Consider the following 15,372-nt stretch of genomic DNA (forward strand, 5'->3'; position numbering starts at 1 on the left):
GACATGTTGGCCAGCATAGCGACGTTCAGTTACAGCATGGCCGCCATCGGGCACTTTGTTCTGGCTGTGCTCCTGCTGACGAGCTGGAGGGGTCGCCTGCACGGAATGGTGCTGCCTATAGCCTGTTGCCTGTCAGCATTGTGGGCGTCATTGCTTGCCTATCAAGCCACCCAGGACCCTCCCCTCACGCTACTGACAGATGTAGTGGAAATCCTCAGAAACGCAGGGTGGTCGGCCTTTCTCATCACGTTGCTGGGGCTGTATCGCCATGGAAACTCCCTCATTCCAAAGCTCAGCCCAGCCATGGTGGCCATCATGGCGCTGTATATCGCTTGCCTTATCGTTGCCCTTTACTCTCATGGGGATTTCGACTTCTCTTCGCACAAAACGATCGACTTCATCAATAGCATCGTTGGAAGCCTGGCAATGGCGATACTCGGCATGATCCTGGTGGAGCAGCTTTACAGGAATACGCCGCTCAAGCAGCGTTGGGGAATAAAGTTTGCCTGTCTCGGTATAGGGGGCATTTTTGCGTATGATTTTTATCTGTACAGCGATGCGCTATTGCTCAGGCAGGTGAATCCGGAGATCTGGGCGGCGCGGGGGATCGTCAATGCGCTGGTAGTCCCGCTCATTGCCATATCAGCCGCGCGTAATCCCCAATGGTCGGTCGGCATCACGGTATCACGCCATATTCTCTTCTATTCAGCTGCACTGTTCGGCGCCGCCGCATATTTGCTGGCTATGGCTGCTGCCGGTTATTACCTCCGGTTTTTTGGAGGAAACTGGGGCACGGTCATGCAGGTGAGTTTCTTGTTCGGTGCCGTGGTTCTGCTATTGGCTGTCCTGTTCTCGGGTACCTTGCGTTCATGGCTCAGGGTCTTCATCAGCAAGCATTTTTTCAGCTACAACTACGACTACCGGGAAGAGTGGCTGCATTTCACGCGTACCCTTTCCGAGGGCGAACACGGACTCGGAGAGCGCGTGATCCAGGCGCTGGCGCAACTGGTGGAGAGCCCTGGCGGAGGTTTGTGGATGCGCCGGGAATCCGGTCATTGCGAACCGGTAACACATTGGAATATGCCGTCGGCTAGCGGGTCCGAATCCCTGGATAGTCCTTTCTGTCAATTTTTGGCAAACAAGGAGTGGGTGATCGATTTGCAGGAATATGCTGCAACTCCTGAAAAATACCCGTCACTCGTGCTGCCTCAATGGTTGCGAGCCGTTTATAGGGCATGGCTTGTGGTACCGCTGATTCAAGATCGAAAATTATTTGGTTTTGTAGTGCTGGCGCAACCCAGAAGCAGAGTAAAGCTGAATTGGGAGGTGAGCGATCTGCTCAAGGTGGCAGGCAATCAGGCAGCAAGCTATCTGGCGCAGCACGAGGCCGTCACGGCGCTTATGGTGGCGCGTCAGTTCGAATCTTTTAATCGGATGTCGACCTTTGTGGTGCATGACTTGAAGAATCTTGTTTCACAGTTGTCCCTTCTGCTTTCCAATGCCGAGAAACACAAAAAGAATCCGGAGTTTCAGAAGGATATGATTGAAACGGTATATCTTTCCGTCCAAAAGATGAAACGGCTCCTGGAGAAATTAAGTAGTGGCGATTCGTCGGAAAAAGCCGGTCCTCTCATTATTGCGCGGTTGTTGCAAGAGGCGGTAAAGAGTAAATCCATTGCCGAACCACGACCAATTCTTGAAATACAGGATCCAAACCTCTCGGTGTGTGCGAACTCGTCGCGCCTTGAGCGAGTCGTCGGGCATCTCATCCAGAACGCCATCGACGCGACATCGCGGAATGGACAGGTTCGGGTCCAACTGAGAAGAGAGCAGGATTTCGCGATAGTTGAAATAAAGGATACGGGTCATGGCATGAGCGAAGAATTCATCCGTGAAAAGCTTTTCAAGCCTTTCGAATCCACCAAATCCGCAGGCATGGGTATAGGTGTTTTCGAGAGTAGAGAATATGTATCTGAATTGGGTGGCGAACTGGAAGTCAGCAGTAGTGAATTGGACGGTACGATCTTCCGCATCGTCCTGCCTCTTCATCAAACGGGTCAACAAGCCATTAAAGCGGCAACATAAAGCGATTCGTCCGATGTTCCTGGAGATGCAATAACAAAACGTTCGCCTACATTGGACCAGCGCAAGAAATTGGTAAAAGTGATAACTCCGGGGTTATGAGCATCTACCGGCTACATGAGGGACAATTTAAAGCGCCTGGATAAGTTTCAAATAGCAAATGCCTCAAAGAAGCACAAAGTTGGATTGATCCACAACAATATAAGAGGACCAAAGTGAGTCAGGATAAAAAGAGTCTATTAGTAATTGAAGATGACCCGGGATTACAGCGTCAAATGCGTTGGAGCTTTGATGCTTATGAAGTATTGGTGGCGGGCGACCGGGAAAGCGCGCTCGCGCTGGTCAGGCGCCATGAACCCGCTGTTGTTACCATGGACTTGGGGCTTCCCCCTGATCCCGATGGTGCATCAGAAGGACTGGCTACCCTGGAGCAAATACTCGAGCTCGCGCCGGAAACCAAGGTAATCGTTCTAACCGGTAATCAGGATCACGGCAATGCGTTAAAAGCCATCGGCGCCGGCGCCTACGATTTTCATCAAAAACCTTTTGATCCCGATATGCTGGGCCTTGTCGTGGAGAGAGCCTATTACCTGCATGCGTTGCAGCAAGAGAACCGCAGGCTACTGCAAATTCAGGCCCATTCACTCGTGAGCGGAATCATAACTCGCGATCCGGCACTGATTAAGGTATGCCGAAATATAGAGAAAGTGGCGCCGTCAGACGCTACGGTTATCCTGCTGGGAGAGAGCGGCACGGGCAAGGAAATTCTCGCAAGAACTCTCCATCAATCCAGCGCCAGGCGGGAGAACCGCTTCATGGCGATCAATTGCGCCGCAATCCCGGAGACGCTTTTGGAAAGTGAACTGTTTGGCTATGAAAAAGGCGCATATACTGGAGCAGTCAAGCAGACACCGGGTAAAATAGAATTGGCAAATGAAGGCACTTTTTTTCTTGATGAGGTCGGCGATTTGCCAATGGCGTTACAGGCAAAACTTCTTCGTTTCCTGCAGGAAAGGGTGATCGAAAGAGTGGGCGGGCGTAAGGAAATCCCGGTCGACGTCCGCATCGTGTGCGCAACCCACCAAAATCTCAAGAAGCTCATCGTGGACGGTCGTTTTCGCGAAGACCTGTATTACCGCCTGAGCGAAATTGTCATTACCATCCCTCCCCTGCGAGAGCGGGGAGGCGACGCTGCATTGCTGGCGCACCACTTCAAGAATAAGTTTTGCGCTCAGGAGCGTCGGTCATCCCTCAACTTCAGCCAGGAAGCGCTTGCTGCGATTGAAAGCCACTCCTGGCCGGGCAATGTGCGAGAAATGGAAAACTGCATTAAACGGGCAGTCATTATGGCAGATGGTCCTATCATTAGCGCCGATGACCTCGGGCTGCAGGTTTCAGCAACTTCGGCGGAACCGATCAATCTTCGTCAAGTGCGTGACAAGGCGGAATGTGAGGCCTTGGTGAAAGCGCTGGCAAGGGTGGATGGAAATGTGGTCAAGGCGGCCGAGTTACTGGGCGTCAGCCGTCCCACCATTTATGACCTGATGAACCGCCACCGGCTAAAATAGCGGTCCTTATGTATAACCTCTTTTAGTAGTCTAACCGATGGCAGATCTTCTCCACGAGCTTATTTTCAAGTCCGCTGATCGTTTTCCCGGCAAGCACGCCCTGATTCACCAGAAAAACCGGATAAGCTACGCGGCTCTGGCCGAGGATATCAATTCAGCTGGGGCGGCCATGCTGGCCTTGGGGCTTGGCCGATCCGAGCGCGTCGCTGTTTACCTCGAAAAACGACGGGAAACCGTAGCTGCTCTTTTCGGCGCGGCCCGGGCAGGGGGTGTTTTCGTGCCAGTCAATCCGCTTCTGAAGCCCGAGCAGGTGGCTTATATTCTGCGCGACTGCAATGTCAGAATTTTGGTGACCTCGGCCGACCGGTTGAAATTGCTCGCGCCAGTTTTACCACAATGCCACGACCTGCATGCAGTGATGATCGCCGGTCCGGTAGAGGCCTGCCCGATAATTTCCGGTCTGACCGTCATATCATGGAACGACGCACTCGCTTCAGGCAAAGGTGGCCATCTGAAGCCGCATCACGGTATCGATTGGGATATGGCCGCGATTCTTTACACGTCCGGAAGCACGGGGAAGCCGAAGGGCGTAGTCCTCTCCCACCGTAACATGGTGGCAGGGGCAAAGAGTGTGGCTGAGTATTTGAAAAACACGCCTGATGACCGGATTCTGTCGGTACTGCCGTTAAGCTTTGACTACGGGCTCAGCCAGCTCACTACGGCATTTCACGTCGGCGCTACCAATGTCCTGATGAATTACCTGATGCCGCGGGATATTATCGATACCGTTACGGAGGAGAAGATAACGGGTCTTGCCGCCGTTCCTCCATTGTGGATTCAACTGGTCCAATCGAATTGGCCGCGGGATATTTCCTTGCGGTATATCACCAATTCCGGCGGCGCCATGCCCCGTGCGACGCTTGATTCGTTGCGCAATATCCTTCCCGATACCGAAGTATTTCTCATGTACGGGCTTACAGAGGCGTTTCGTTCCACTTTCCTCCCGCCCGACGAAGTGGAGGTGCGCCCCGACTCCATCGGCAAGGCCATACCCAACGCGGAGGTGCTGGTAGTGCGCGACGACGGATCGCTCTGCGCACCCGGTGAGCCGGGTGAACTGGTGCATCGCGGCGCTCTGGTTTCCATGGGGTATTGGAACGATCCGGAAAAAACCGCTGAGCGTTTCAAACCCCTGCCTTCCCGCCAGCCCGGACTGACTATCCCGGAGCTGGCGGTATGGTCGGGCGACACCGTACGCGTGGATGAAGAAGGGTTTCTGTATTTTATCGGCCGTCGCGATGAAATGATCAAGACCTCCGGTTATCGCGTCAGCCCAACCGAAGTCGAAGAGGTGATTTATGGCACGGAACTCGTGGGAGAGACCGCCGCCGTCGGGGTTCCTCACCCGGTCTTGGGGCAGGCTATCGTTTTGATCGCTACGCCGCGGACGGGATCGGTGCTGGATCAGGATGCGCTGCTTGCGGCATGCAAGCTTCATCTTCCGGCATTCATGCTGCCCAGCCGCATTGAGTGCAGGGAAGGTAATCTGCCCCGTAACCCCAACGGCAAAATCGACCGCAAACTCCTTGCTCAGGCGCTGCAAGACGCTTTTATGGAATCTGAGGCATGAGTAACGCGCGGCCAAGACATGCGCCCGTCACTCAATTTCCAGTTCGCGCCGACTGCCTGCAGATCGGCGGAATGCCGCTTACTCGCTTGGCGCAGCGGGTAGGCAGAACCCCGTTCTATGCGTATGACCGGCAAAGGATTACCAACCGTGTTGCCGTTTTGCGGCAACACCTGCCTGAGGAGATTCACCTTCACTATGCAATGAAAGCGAACCCCATGCCGGCTGTCGTGCAGCATTTGGCGAGTTTGGTGGATGGGCTGGATGTGGCGTCAGCGGGTGAAATGAAAATTGCTCTCGATACACCAACTCCGCCGCATCAGATCAGCTTCGCCGGACCAGGAAAGGCTGATGGCGAGCTTTCCTGCGCTATTGCCGCGGGTATCACGTTGAACATGGAGTCCGGGCAGGAAATGGAGCGAATTGCCAAACTGGGTGATCAGCTCGGTATTCGTCCCAAGGTGGCAGTTCGCGTCAACCCCGACTTCGAACTGAAATCTTCCAGCATGAAGATGGGTGGCGGCCCGAAGCAATTTGGTGTGGACGCAGAGCGGGTTCCAGCCATGCTGGCCCGCCTAGGTGAACTTGGACTTGATTTCGAGGGATTTCACATCTTTAGTGGTTCGCAAAACCTGAAAGTGGCGGCCCTCCAGGAATCCCACGAAAAAACCTTGCAACTTGCCATTGCTCTTGCCAGGCACGCCCCGGATACGGTTCGCCTGTTGAATATCGGTGGCGGTTTTGGCGTGCCGTATTTTCCCGGGGATGAAGCGCTGGATGTGGCGGCGGTCGGGGAAAACCTGCGACGCCTGATGCCTGAGGCAAAGCGGCAACTCCCGGACGCACGCCTGGTAATCGAACTCGGGCGGTATCTGGTGGCGGAGGCGGGCGTTTATGTATGCCGCGTGCTTGAGCGGAAGGAATCGAGGGGACAGATATTTCTGGTGACCGATGGAGGTTTGCATCATCATCTTGCCGCCTCCGGGAACTTTGGCCAGGTGATCCGCAAGAACTACCCGGTCGTCGTCGGCAATCAGGTACAAGGTGCCGAACGGGAAATTGTCTCGGTAGTGGGACCACTTTGTACTCCACTGGATCTGCTGGCGGACCGGATGGAAATGAGCAAGGCGGAAGTGGGAGACTTAATTGTTGTGTTTCAGTCAGGTGCATATGGCTTGACTGCCAGCCCGACAGCATTTCTCAGTCATCCGGCCCCTGCTGAAGTACTGGTTTGACAAACCACGATACGTCCGGTTGATTTGGCGCATAACGCAGTACATTCACCGGGAGTATGACCGGAAGCGGCAATTACCAACAGCAATATGGAAAGGATAATGTTTAGAAAAATCGGAGAGCTACCTTGAGCGGATTGTGCGGCTGGCTGGCCCATGGCGGCTCTGTTACTGAAAACTTGCATCTGGCCCAGCAAATGGCTGCGCCGCTTGGCCGTTTTGACAGCAGCGGCGTCCATGCGTCCGCCGGGGGCAAGAGCGCCGTTGCTGTTGCTGCCCGTGACGGTAGCGCTCATATTTATCAAAAGGAAGGATTGCTAGCATCGGTATGGGGACGAGCCAGATTTGTTGAGCCTCGCCTCGCCGAACTTGCGCACGCCGAAGGTATCGCGAAAACGCTGGCTGATAATTGGCGGGAAAGAGGCGAGCAAACCTTTGCGAGTCTGACAGGCTCATTCTGCTGTTGCATCCTGGACGAAAATACCAATGAGGCTGCGCTGGCGATTGACCGTATGGGCACCTACCCGCTCTCCTACCAGATTGCAGCGGGCGGATTGGTATTCGGCTCGTCGGCGGACGCCATCAATTTGCACCCCTTGATTAAAACCGAGATTGCGCCACAAAGCTTATACAACTACGTTTATTTTCACATGGTACCGGGTCCGGACACCATTTACCAAGGGCAAAAGCGTCTCCTGCCGGGCGAGTGCCTGGTTTATCGAAAGGGGCGCGTCGAGGTTAGCCAATACTGGCAGATGCGATTTCTTGAGGACGAGAAGCGTCCCTTCCAGGAGCTCAAGCAGGATTTTCTAGACGTATTACACGCCGGCGTACGTGAAGTGGTTGGTGATCAGGAGGTGGGTGCTTTTCTCAGCGGCGGGACCGATAGCTCGACGATTGCAGGATTATTGGGCGAAGTGACCGGCAAGCCGGCGCGGACTTATTCCATCGGCTTCGATGCCTCAGGTTATGACGAAATGGAGTATGCGCGTATCGCCGCAAGACATTTCGCTACCCGGCATCAGGAATACTATGTTACTCCGGATGATATCGTGACCGCTATTCCTCAGGTTGCGGCTATCTTCGACCAACCTTTCGGCAACTCTTCCGCAATCCCTGCCTACTATTGCGCAAGCATGGCGAAGGCAGACGGCCTCAGCATGATGCTGGGGGGAGATGGTGGGGATGAGCTGTTCGGAGGCAATGTACGTTATGCCAAACAGCATCTCTTTTCTCTTTATGAGCAAGTGCCTACGCTGTTGCGCAAGGGAATTATCGAGCCACTGGTTTTCGGCTTTCCCGGTGGCGCGGTGCTGCCACCAATAAGAAAGGCTCGCAGCTATGTAGAACAGGCTTCGATACCCATGCCCGCACGCACGGAAACCTATAATCTGCTGGAGCGTTACGGTCATAGGGAGGTTTTTACCCCGGAATTTCTCGATATGGTAAATCCGGGGTATCCGGCGGACCTTCTAAGCGAAACCTATCATCAGGGAAACGCCAGAAGTTTGATAAATCGCATGCTCGCTTTCGACCGGAAGTTCACGCTTGCCGATAACGACCTGCCTAAAGTAGCCAAGGCCTGCGAATTAGCAGGAATGGATGTGGCGTTTCCGCTTATCAGCGACGAGATCGTGGCTTTTTCCTTGCGGCTGGAGCCTCATTTGAAGCTCAAAGGCACGAAGTTACGTTATTTCTTTAAAGAAGCGCTGCGGGGATTCTTGCCGGACGATATCATCGCCAAACAAAAACACGGCTTCGGGCTGCCGTTCGGCGTATGGCTTCAAACGCACAAACCGTTGCAGACTCTGGCTGCGGATAGCTTGAGCGACCTCAAATCACGAAACATCGTCCGCTCGAATTTTATAGACAAGCTGCTGGATCAGCATCTGGACGAGCATGCGGGATACCACGGCACCATGGTTTGGGTATTGATGATGCTGGAGCAATGGTACAAGCAACGGTAGGGATGAGGCGCAGAGCAGTCTGAGCCTTTTTGACTTGATAGCTGTTCTCAGGATAGCGGATAACCCGCTCTGGCGATTTTTTTACTGCTCGCCATCAGCACCTCTTGATGCACCCCTTTGCCTGCTTTTTATTAATACAATTCGCTTCCAAAATTCTAGCTTTGCATGAGAATGATTGTTATTACAATAAGACCCGCGACCGCCAGGGCACCGGAGTAATGGAGGGGAATGGGGCGAAGCCGGAGTTCTGGAGGACCGGGGCCTTCCCCGGTTAGCAGAGCCATTCAAGGTCTCTCTTCATGAGAACACGTAGAACCGTCTTTAATATTCACCTTTATATTGGTCTTGCTGTCGGCCTGTTTCTGATTCTAAGCGGGCTAACCGGAAGCATGATTGTTTTCCGGGAAGAGATCGAGAAACTCATGCATCCGGAATTGCTGGAAACCACCGCAAGTGGTGAGCGACTCCCTGTGCAGTCGGTACTTAATACGATCAAGCGAGTGTATCCGGAAGACAAGATAGTTTTTATCCGAATGCCGCGCACGCTGCGGGAAACCTATCTTTTCAAGATGAATAGTGCTCATGACTTGTTCGTCTATGCGGACCCTTACAGCGGGGAAGTGCTTGGGGCACATAGACAGGAAGATACTCTTATAGGATGGGTTGCCCTTGTGCATACCGAACTTCTGATCGGAGAGCGCGGTAAAACCACCCTCGGCGTCGCCGCATTGCTCCTGATCTGCATGAGCATCACTGGCATTTACCTGTGGTGGCCGCCTAATGGAAAGATTTCCCGAGGCCTTAAAATCGATTGGCGGGGACCCTGGAAAAAGCTTGTTTTTGATATGCACCGCGCATTTGGAATCTATTCTGTGCTTTTTCTTCTAATCGTTGCATTCACTGGTATCTCGCTGGTGTTCAACAAAACTGTTGCCGAAGTTACAAATTTTCTGACAGCCAGTGCGCCGAGACCTTCGCCCCCTCTCTCTAATTCTCTTGAAGAGACCGGAACAATGCCTCCCATCGATGACTTGCTGCATAAGGCAAACCGCATTCTATCCGGCCCTACAACCTGGATCACTTTCCCTCAAACGCCCGATGCACCGCTTGTGATCCGGAAAAAGATGCCCGGTGAACTCAATCCAAACGGAAAAAGCTTTATCTATTTCGATCAGTATAAGGGCGAAGTGCTGCTTGTCGAAGATACTTCGTCTGCCCCTGTGGGCACACGCATCTACAATGCATTTTATCCGCTACATACGGGTGTTTTAGGGGGCTTGCCCACCCGTATCCTTCAGGTGATCGTTGGTTTCTTACCGCTCCTCCTGTTCGTCACAGGCTATGTCATGTGGATAAATCGGCGCAAGGCGAGAGGGTATAGAAGCGCTTCCAAAAATTCAAGCGGGTCGCGCCATGAGAAGTAATTTGAAGCGAACATGATTTCTGAAAATCCCGAATCCAGGAGATCACGCGGCAGAACGGTGGCCTGACTAGCACGATCCCGGATGAACCGGCCATTCGTCCTGGCGCTACGGAGAAGGCGGCGTTGCGTTAACCGTCATCTGGACTTTGCGTGAGAATGATTATGATTTACAATAAAGCTCGCGCCCGCCAGCCCATTGCCAGCCAGCACTCTTTCAAAAAAGACCAAGAACAAGGAAAACACTGTGCTGTGCAACAATGCGTCTGCTGCCCGCTCTTCGTGCACCCCGGCGCCACTGCGCCTTAAGCTGCTGTCTTTTGCCATTCGCATGGCCTTCGCAGGCTTGGTGTCTGGCGGATTCGTGAACCATGTTCATGCCCAAACTGCGCCGCAGGCAAAGGAAGCGGCCGCCGGAGGTGTGGCGACGCTCCCTGAGATGAAAGTCAGCGCAGAACGGCCTGATGAGCTTCCCCAGCCCTATGCGGGCGGACAAGTCGCCCGCGGCGGCCGGCTTGGGATACTCGGCAATACGGACATCATGAAAGCGCCTTTAAGCATCAGCAGCTATACATCGCAGATGATCCGGGACCAGCAGGCAATCACGGCGGCTGACCTCTTGTCCAAGGATCCTTCAGTCCGCTCTACCGGTCAGAGGGGTGGCGTCGTCGATTCTTTCTATATTCGTGGCTTTCCGATCGGTGAAGGCAACGTGGGAGAACTTGCCTTCGACGGACAGTACGGGGTAGCGCCCAATTACCGGATATTCACAGAGTACGCCGAGCGGGTCGAGGTGATAAAGGGACCTGCCGCCCTGCTGTACGGCATGTCCCCGAACAGCGGCGTAGGCGGCGTCATCAATATTGTTCCAAAGCGCGCATCTCCAACCGACTTGACACGGCTTACGGGCACCTACATGTCCAATACTCAGGGCGGCGGGCATCTCGATGTCAGCCGGCGGTTTGGTGCTGATCGCCAGTTCGGCATCCGGCTCAACGGTAGTCATCACCAGGGTAATACGCCGTTGGACAACCAGTTCCGTCAGGCGGATGTCGGTGCCGTGGCACTCGACTATCAGGGCGAAAGGTTTCGGGCGACGCTTGATGCCCTTGGGCAGTATGAGCGGTTCAAGGCTCCACAGCGCCCATTCCTGGTTGCCGCGGACATTGACGTGCCCTCGGCGCCCAACGGCAGGCGCAACGTAACACAGCCTTGGGGCCGGTCGACGATCGAGGACGTCTCGCTCCTGTTCAAGACGGAATACGATATCTCGGATTCGCTGACACTGTTCGGCAGTGTCGGCGGATCCCACTCGTGGGTAGACCGGCTCTCGGATCAGACCCCGATGATCCTGAATGCGGCCGGCGATACCACGTCGACGCCAATGCGCTTCAGGTTCGGCGTCAACCGCTCCAGCGCCGATGGCGGAGTGCGCGCCCGATTCAATACGGGGCCCATTCGCCACACTGTGACACTTCAGGGGAGCGGTTATCGTGATCGTCTGGAGCGAGGCTCCAGCACTGGCACGGCCGTGTTGTCGAACATGTATTCCCCGGTTGACCGTCCCGGTCAAGACCTGGCGAGGCCCGATCTGATGAAAATTTCGGAGACAGAATTCTACGGAGGCGCATTAACCGATGTCTTGTCTATAGCCGACGAGCGCGTGCTGCTTACGCTCGGTGTGCGCTTGCAGCAGATCCACTCGGAAAACTTCGGGCCAACGGGCGCCGTCACGTCTTCCTACAGCAGGCTTGCTGCCACCCCGCTGGCTGGTCTCGTCGTGAGGCCGTGGCAAAACGTCTCGATCTACGCCAATCGTATGGAAGGGCTAAGCAAGGGTGACATTGCACCACAGATTGCGGCTAATGCCGGCCAGATCTTCGCGCCCTACAAGACCGAGCAAGTCGAGGTCGGCGTCAAGATTGATTATGGCCGCTTGATCACTACGCTTAGTCTCTTCGAGATCAAAAGGCCTAGCGGCCAGCTCACCGGCAACGTCTTTGCCGTAGATAGTGAGCAGCGCAACCGTGGCCTGGAACTCGCCCTGTTTGGCGAACCCATGTCAGGCGTTCGGTTGCTTGGCGGCATGACGCTGTTCGATGCCGAGTTGACGAAGACCAGCAGCGCGGCAACAGTGGGCAACAAGCCGGTCGGTGTGCCGTCGTTGCAAGCCAATCTTGGCGCTGAATGGGATGTGCAATGGCTGCCCGGCTTCACCTTGACCGGAAATCTTATTCATACCGGAAAGCGATATATCAACCAGGCGAATACGCAAAGTGTGCCTTCCTGGACGACATTTGACTTTGGCGCACGCTACAGCGCGAAGGTCCTTGGAAAATCCACCACCGTCCGGGGCAGTGTACTTAATGCATTCGATACTAACCACTGGTCAGGCGTGGCCTCTTTCAGCACTTTATCGCTAGGTACGCCGCGCACCGTACTGGTATCGGCTACAGTCGACTTTTGAGTTGAGATGGAGCACGACTTGTAGAACTTGCTGTAGTAATTGATCGAACCTGCAGTACGGGTGACGCTGGGGGCCAGTTCTTCAATGCAAGTCGAGTCCATCGGCGTGTCCTTCCAGCTACCATCGTTTGCCGGCTCGACTTCGCTTTACGTTCATAACGTATATCGAGCAGGAACTCGTCCCACGACGTACCTTTGTGAGTGTGCCTGGCCCGGCCATAGCGATTGCGTATTGCCTCCAGACAGATCCACTTTCCATGCTTGCCCAAGTTAATAGCCCCTGCTGGATTTGGTTGCCGACAATTTGAGGCAACGTGCCCACTTGATGCCTCCTCCAGTTACTTTTTCCTTGAGGCAATCCGCTTTTGGAAAATTTTCGTGCTCGACAGGCAAATGGTGTCTATGATGTAACTGACTTCGCCATCGTCTCCGTCCGTAAGCAATTAGCCGGTCCGTGTATCGGCACAAAGAAGCTTATTAGCCTGCACTTGCCATTGACCAGATGAACAGATATTTATGCGAACTGCGAACCGGCAAGAAGCCGGTGGTGCCCAAGCCGCTTTAGTACTGGTGTGTAAACGGCCGGCATCGGGCATCGGCAAGCAACGGCTTGCCGCCCGTTTGGGCCAGGAGACGGCGAGCCGCATCGCCGAGGCACTGCTCGCCTGCGCCCTGGAAGACGCACGCCACTGGCCCGGTCCTGTGATAATCGCGCCTTCACGTTCGGCTGATTATGCCTGGGCCGACGCACTATTGCCGGAAATGCGGTCTAAAGTGGATGTGAAACCGCAATCAGCCGGGAATCTGGGACAGCGGTTGAATGCACTGGATCACGAACTGCGCGGGACAGGCCTGGAACAACTGGTATACATCGGAAGTGATGCTCCCGCACTGACAGCCGCGGATTATGCAACAGCTATCAGAGCCTTGCCGAATTATGATGTCGTGTTGAAACCGGCAGTGGACGGAGGCGTGGTGCTGATGGCCAGCCGCCGGCACTGGCCGGCCCTGGACGGCCTGGCATGGAGCACGGCCCGTCTGGGCACAGACCTGGCTCGCTGTTGCCGGGCAGCGGGCCACTCCATGGCCGAGCTGGCTCACAGTTTCGATGTAGACGAAGAGGACGACGTCGTTCGACTGATTACGGCGCTGAAAGCGGATCGGCGGCCGGCACGGAGAGCCCTGCATTTATTGGCATGCGAGCTTTTCCGGTCACGGAATACAGGAGATTCAGGGGAAGAAAGCCGTGTTGAATCTTAGTGTCATTATTCCTTGCTACCGCGATGAGGATAAATTGGCTGACCTCCTCGCCCAGTTGCGAAGCCTGTATCGCCGGCCGCTGGAGATCATCGTGGTGGATGGCGCCAGTGCCGGCACATGTCGTAGCGTGTGCGATCAATACAAGGCGCGCTGGGTTGCGAGCGAACCCTGCCGAGGGTCTCAATTACTTACGGGCGCTTCGCTGGCACAAGGTGACGCATTATGGTTTTTGCACGCTGACAACCGGCTGCCGCCGGATCCGATAGGGGCGATGGAGCGCTCTTTTGAGCAAGGCGCAGTGGGCGGCTATTTTTGCTTCCGTTTTGATGCGCCGCGCGCCCGGGCCGCCTTACTGCTGGAGCCGGCTATCGCTTTTCGCTGCCGTTTTGGCGTCCCTTATGGCGATCAGGGCTTATTCATGACTCGGCAGGCTTATTTCAGCGCCGGCGGACATTCGCCCTGGCCCCTGTTCGAGGAAGTGTCTTTAGTGCGTGGATTGCGCCGCCTGGGGCGCTTTATGCCTTTGCGTGAATCCATTTTCGTCGACCCCCGGCGCTGGCATCGCGATGGCTGGTGGCGCCGGACATGGGTAAACCGCAATCTGGCGTTAGCCTTTGCACGCGGCGTAGCGCCGGAAAAACTGGCCGCTCGCTATCGTTCCAAAACCAATTGAATCCAATCACGAGGTAAATATCATGCATGACGCTGTCCAGCAATACTACGGCGATACCCTCAGTTCTTCGCTCGATCTTCAGACCAACGCGTGCACGACGGATGCCGGTTTACCTGAATACGTAAAGCCGATACTGGCGCAGATACATGATGAGGTGCTGACACGCTATTACGGCTGTGGCCTGATACTGCCGGAATCGCTCGAAGGCTTGACCGTACTTGATCTCGGCTGTGGTGCAGGACGCGATGTTTACGTGCTATCCAAACTGGTCGGCGAGCATGGCCGCGTAATCGGGGTGGATATGACTGAAGAGCAACTGACTATCGCGCGCCGTCACGAGGAGTACCATCGCAAGGTGTTTGGCTATGGCACAGGCAATGTGCGTTTTTTGCAAGGTTATATCGAGCGGCTCTCGGAACTCCAACTCGCCGATGCCAGCGTGGACATAATAGTGTCCAATTGTGTGCTCAACCTTGCGCCCGACAAGGCGGCGGTGCTGCGGGAGGCCTGGCGCGTGCTCAAGCCGGGGGGCGAACTTTATTTTTCAGACGTTTATACCGACCGGCGGGTACCGAAAGCGCTTACCGGCGATCCGGTGCTATACGGCGAGTGCTTGAGTGGCGCGCTGTACTGGAACGATTTCCTTAACCTGTCCCGTGAGCATGGCTTTGCCGATCCCAGGCTGGTTGATGATCGCAGTATCGCCGTCGGCAATGCGGAACTGGCTGCGCGCACCGGGAACATCCGCTTTTACTCTGCAACCTACAGACTGTTCAAGCTGGACAGACTGGAGCCAGCCTGTGAGGACTACGGTCAGGCCGTGGTTTATCGTGGCACGATACCGCATCATCCTCATGTGTTTGTGCTCGACAAGCACCATCGCATCGAGACCGGCAAGCATTTTCCCGTGTGCGGCAATACCTGGCTTATGCTGCACGATACGCGGCTCGCCGCTCATTTTGACTTCCACGGTAATTTTGAGCGCCACTACGGCATCTTCCCGGGTTGTGGCATGGGCCTGCCCTTTGACGATAGTACCGAAGCCAGTGGCAATCGATCAGATGGATGCTGCTAGCC

General features: G+C 55.0%; 10 protein-coding genes. All 10 read left to right on the forward strand.

The window, feature by feature from the left end; all coding sequences use genetic code 11:
• Window positions 1–3: 3 nt before the first annotated feature.
• The 10 genes from prsK (at window position 4) to BMZ14_RS13215 (ending at window position 15,370) form a co-directional block, all read left to right on the forward strand.
• Entirely contained in the window at window positions 4–2,085 is a 2,082-nt protein-coding gene (prsK, locus tag BMZ14_RS13170) for an XrtA/PEP-CTERM system histidine kinase PrsK (RefSeq protein ID WP_074798344.1), read from the forward strand.
• 212 nt (window positions 2,086–2,297) lie between these two features.
• Window positions 2,298–3,650 carry a PEP-CTERM-box response regulator transcription factor gene (gene prsR / locus BMZ14_RS13175; protein WP_074798346.1) on the forward strand — a complete coding sequence of 451 codons (1,353 nt, stop codon included), beginning with the start codon at window positions 2,298–2,300 and terminating at the stop codon, window positions 3,648–3,650.
• A 37-nt stretch (window positions 3,651–3,687) separates the two neighbouring features.
• Window positions 3,688–5,280, forward strand: coding sequence for an acyl-CoA ligase (AMP-forming), exosortase A system-associated (locus tag BMZ14_RS13180; protein ID WP_074798348.1), 1,593 nt, complete (start codon window positions 3,688–3,690; stop codon window positions 5,278–5,280).
• Complete coding sequence (locus BMZ14_RS13185) at window positions 5,277–6,512, forward strand: pyridoxal-dependent decarboxylase, exosortase A system-associated (RefSeq protein ID WP_074798350.1); 1,236 nt, start codon at window positions 5,277–5,279, stop codon at window positions 6,510–6,512. The genes BMZ14_RS13180 and BMZ14_RS13185 overlap by 4 nt, the downstream gene beginning before the upstream one ends.
• Window positions 6,513–6,637: 125 nt before the next feature.
• On the forward strand, window positions 6,638–8,476 hold the full coding sequence (locus BMZ14_RS13190; RefSeq protein WP_074798352.1) for an asparagine synthetase B family protein: 1,839 nt from the start codon (window positions 6,638–6,640) through the stop codon (window positions 8,474–8,476).
• Between the two features lie 299 nt (window positions 8,477–8,775).
• The gene (locus BMZ14_RS13195; protein ID WP_074798354.1) at window positions 8,776–9,900 is read left to right on the forward strand and encodes a PepSY-associated TM helix domain-containing protein; all 1,125 of its coding nucleotides are present in this window, start codon (window positions 8,776–8,778) and stop codon (window positions 9,898–9,900) included.
• Window positions 9,901–10,143: 243 nt separating this feature from the next.
• Window positions 10,144–12,363 carry a TonB-dependent receptor gene (locus tag BMZ14_RS13200; RefSeq protein WP_256208629.1) on the forward strand — a complete coding sequence of 740 codons (2,220 nt, stop codon included), beginning with the start codon at window positions 10,144–10,146 and terminating at the stop codon, window positions 12,361–12,363.
• Between the two features lie 515 nt (window positions 12,364–12,878).
• On the forward strand, window positions 12,879–13,622 hold the full coding sequence (locus BMZ14_RS13205; protein ID WP_074798356.1) for a TIGR04282 family arsenosugar biosynthesis glycosyltransferase: 744 nt from the start codon (window positions 12,879–12,881) through the stop codon (window positions 13,620–13,622).
• Window positions 13,609–14,295: a TIGR04283 family arsenosugar biosynthesis glycosyltransferase gene (locus BMZ14_RS13210; RefSeq protein ID WP_074798415.1), complete on the forward strand. Its 687-nt coding sequence runs from the start codon at window positions 13,609–13,611 to the stop codon at window positions 14,293–14,295. The genes BMZ14_RS13205 and BMZ14_RS13210 overlap by 14 nt, the downstream gene beginning before the upstream one ends.
• A 22-nt stretch (window positions 14,296–14,317) precedes the next feature.
• Window positions 14,318–15,370, forward strand: coding sequence for a methyltransferase domain-containing protein (locus BMZ14_RS13215; protein WP_074798358.1), 1,053 nt, complete (start codon window positions 14,318–14,320; stop codon window positions 15,368–15,370).
• The last annotated feature ends 2 nt before the right edge of the window (window positions 15,371–15,372 follow it).

Origin of the sequence: Nitrosospira briensis, from assembly GCF_900115125.1 — a bacterium.
GTDB lineage: Bacteria > Pseudomonadota > Gammaproteobacteria > Burkholderiales > Nitrosomonadaceae > Nitrosospira > Nitrosospira briensis_A.